The sequence below is a fragment of the Methylobacterium amylolyticum genome (genome assembly GCF_030700245.1).
In the GTDB taxonomy this organism is placed as follows: Bacteria; Pseudomonadota; Alphaproteobacteria; order Rhizobiales; family Beijerinckiaceae; genus Methylobacterium.
This window is the reverse complement of sequence record NZ_JAUYZI010000126.1, coordinates 1-3,163: the sequence shown is the minus strand read 5'-3', so window position 1 is coordinate 3,163 and position 3,163 is coordinate 1. Positions and strand designations below refer to the sequence as shown.

Genomic DNA, 3,163 nt, shown 5'->3' with positions numbered 1-3,163 from the left:
CCTCAGCGACTGTGTTGGCTGTCAAGCGGGTTGCCATGGTTTCTGGTCCCGGATCATGGCGTTGAGGATGGAGAGGAGCTTGTGGGCGACGGCGACGACGGCGACGATCTTGGGCTTGCCGGCGGCCACGAGCCGGTCGCGGAACCGCTTGAGCACGGGGTTGTGCCGGCAGGCGGTGAGGGCTGCCAGGAACAGGGCCGTGCGCACGCTCTTGCGCCCGCCCGACACCATGGCGCGGCCCTTCCCCTTGCCGGACTCGCGCACGAACGGGGCGAGGCCGGCCAGCGCGGCGATCTGCTTGGTCTTGAGCCGGCCGAGTTCGGGCAGCTCGGCCAGGAGCGTGCGCGCCGTGACCGGCCCGACCCCCGGCACCGAGGCGAGCAGGTCCTCGGTGGCGCGCCAGGCCGGCGAGCCGCGCACGCCCGTGTCGATCTCGGCGTCGATCGCGGCGAGTTCCTTCTCCAGCGCCTTGATCAGCCGGGCGATGCTCCTGGCGATCCGCGCCGCCTCGGTGCGCGGGGCCCGGTTCTTCTCGGACGCCAGCATCTCGACGATCTGACGGCGCCGGGCGACCAGATCCGCCAGCATCCGCGTGGCCGCATCCGGCAGCGGCCGCACCGCCGGCTGCGTGGCGGCCGCGAACCGGGCGATCACGGCCGCGTCGATCGGATCCGACTTGGCCCGCTGGCCCAACGCCTTGGCGAAGTGCCGGACCTGGGCCGGATTGACCACCACCAGCGGCAGACCCGCGCCCGCCAGGGCTGCCGCCGCCACCTGCTCGAAGCCGCCGGTCGCCTCGATCGCCACCAGATCCGGCCCCAGCGCCTGCAGGCGCGTCACCAGATCGTTCAGGCCCGTGCCGTCGCGGGCAACCGCGAAGGCCTGACCCTGCGGCAGGACATGCACGTCCAGCCGCGCCTTGCACACGTCGATGCCGACACACACCAGCGCCATTCCGCCCCACCCTTGCGCAACCGGGCTCTTGCGGCCCGAGCGACTGTCCGGGGTCGTGGAATGGGCGGGCAGGCTCCCAAGCTGAGGTGCGGGCTTCAATGCCCCAGGATGAGCCGGGGTCCTGCCCGCCGCCGCAGATCCGACCTTACCAGATCGGATGCGCGAAGACTTACAAGGAGACCTCCAGGGATCGCGCGGCTGGCTGGAGGGCTCCTTCGAGGCCTCCGCTACGCTCCGGCACCTCAGGATGAGGGGGGTGGTGGGATCGGCCGACGCAGACGCCGCTGCAAACGCCGAACTGTCGTGGACCGTGCGCAGGGCTCCGAACTCGGGTCAACGCAGGCATGGCAGCGGTGATTGCGAGAGGCCCCGTCAGTCCGGGCCCTGCGGCGCCCCGGAGTGACGGACTGCGCGTGAGAGAGGCGGTTGCATCCCTCATACGACGTCCGGCTGACGGGTTCGGGATCGACCCTCGCCGTCCTTGCGAGCGGAGCGAAGCAATCCAGCGGCGCCACCGTCTCAAACCGCGCGCTGCCCTGGGTCGCGTCGCTTCGCTCGCGATTGTCTGTTGTGGCGGTGGTAGTGTCGCTCTGTCTCGCGCGAGCGGGACGCCTGGTCCGGGTGGCCACCCGGACCAGGCGCGGATCGCCGGCCGCCTCGCGATAGGGCCCTGACGCCCGCCGTCATCCAGGTCGGCGATCCGCTTCCCTGCAACGCTTGATGAGTTGAACGGGCCTCTTCGCCGAACGCCCGCAGACAATCACAAGCCCGCCCAGGATAGCCGATATGCCCCACGCCACCACCCCGGCCGCACCGACGCCGCCCGCACCGACGCCGCCCGCACCGACGCCGCCCGCACCCACGCCGCCCGAACGCATCCTCGGCTGCGATGTCGGCAAAGCCAGCCTCGTGGTCTTCGACAGCGCCACCGGACAGACCACCACCCTGCCCAACCAGCCCGAGCCCCTGGCCGCCTTCGCTGCCAGCCTCACCCCCGCCTGCCTCGTCGTCTGCGAGGCCACCGGCGGCTACGAGCGCGCCCTCCTGGCCGCGCTCGCCGCCGCCGGATGCCCCGCCCACCGCGCCGATGCCCGCAAGGTCAAGGCGTTCATCCGCTCCTTCGGCACCCTCGGCAAGTCCGACGCGATCGATGCCCGCGCGCTGGCCTGCTACGGCCAGGAACGCCACGCCCGCCTCGCCCGCTGGCAGCCCCCGCAGGCCGAGCGCCAGCGCCTCCAGACCCTGGTGCTCACCCGCGCCGACCTCGTCGCCCAGCGCACCGCCTTCGCCAACCGCCTCGCTGCCCCGGACGCCGAGCCCGTCCGCGCCACCCTCGCGGCGGTGCGCGCCTGCCTCGACGCCCAGATCCGCACCCTCGACGCCGCCATCCAGGCCACCATCCGCGCCCTGGCCGATCTCGCCCGCGCCGAGGCCGTCCTGCGCAGCATCGGCGGCGTCGGACCCAAGACCGCCGCCGCCCTGCTCGCCCTCATGCCCGAACTCGGCCACCTCACCCGCCGCCAGGCCGCAGCCCTGGCCGGCGTCGCCCCACACCCCAACCAGAGCGGCGCCACCGACGCCTACCGCAGGACCCGCGGCGGACGCCCCGAGGTCAAGGCGACCCTCTTCATGGCCGCCCTCAGCGCAGCCCGACACAACCCCACCCTGCGCGCCGCCTACGAACGCCTGCGCGCCAACGGAAAGAAGCCCATCGTCGCCATCACCGCCCTCATGCGCCGCATCATCGTCATCGCAAACGCACGCCTGCGCGACGCCCTCGTTCACCAAACACCGCAACTGAGTTGATTGTGACGGCGCGGGGCCGGATCACCGAACGGTTCACCCGGAAACGGTCTCACAGGGTGCGGGTCGTTGACCCGCGTTCGGAACCCTGGAACCGGGCGCGTCGCGATCGTCCGCAGCTCTCATACCAACGGCCTGTGAGGGTGACTCGGCGGGTTGCGGGTTGAGCTGGCTTCTGATTCGTTTGGCGGATCAGGAGGACACGCCATGTCCGGGATCGCGATCACCCGCACGGATCTGAGCGCCGAGGGGTTGCGCGCCGCCGCCTCCAAGGCGCCCAGCATCCCGGCGGCCCGTCGCATGCTGGCGCTCGCCCTGGTGCTGGAGGGCGCTGATCGCACCACCGCCGCCCGCGCCTGCGGCATGGACCGCCAGACCCTGCGCGACTGGGTGCACCGCTACAACG

At 72.2% G+C, this 3,163-nt stretch carries 3 protein-coding genes; 2 read left to right on the top strand and 1 reads right to left on the bottom strand.

Annotated features, from left to right (window positions below; all coding sequences use genetic code 11):
- Positions 1-21: 21 nt before the first annotated feature.
- Positions 22-954, bottom strand: coding sequence for a transposase (locus tag Q8W71_RS32700; protein ID WP_305526449.1), 933 nt, complete (start codon positions 952-954; stop codon positions 22-24).
- 786 nt (positions 955-1,740) lie between these two features.
- Here Q8W71_RS32700 and Q8W71_RS32695 point away from each other — a divergent pair.
- Both Q8W71_RS32695 and Q8W71_RS32690 read left to right on the top strand, forming a co-directional pair.
- Positions 1,741-2,760: an IS110 family RNA-guided transposase gene (locus Q8W71_RS32695; protein ID WP_305529462.1), complete on the top strand. Its 1,020-nt coding sequence runs from the start codon at positions 1,741-1,743 to the stop codon at positions 2,758-2,760.
- A gap of 204 nt (positions 2,761-2,964) precedes the next feature.
- Positions 2,965-3,163 (top strand): helix-turn-helix domain-containing protein (locus Q8W71_RS32690; protein ID WP_305525350.1); only part of this gene is annotated, 199 nt, incomplete at its 3' end.

Bases quoted from the DNA above. Each gene is read 5' to 3' on its own strand.
- Q8W71_RS32700 (WP_305526449.1), bottom strand. From the start codon at position 954: ATGGCGCTGGTGTGTGTCGGCATCGACGTGTGCAAGGCGCGGCTGGAC.
- Q8W71_RS32695 (WP_305529462.1), top strand. From the start codon at position 1,741: ATGCCCCACGCCACCACCCCGGCCGCACCGACGCCGCCCGCACCGACG.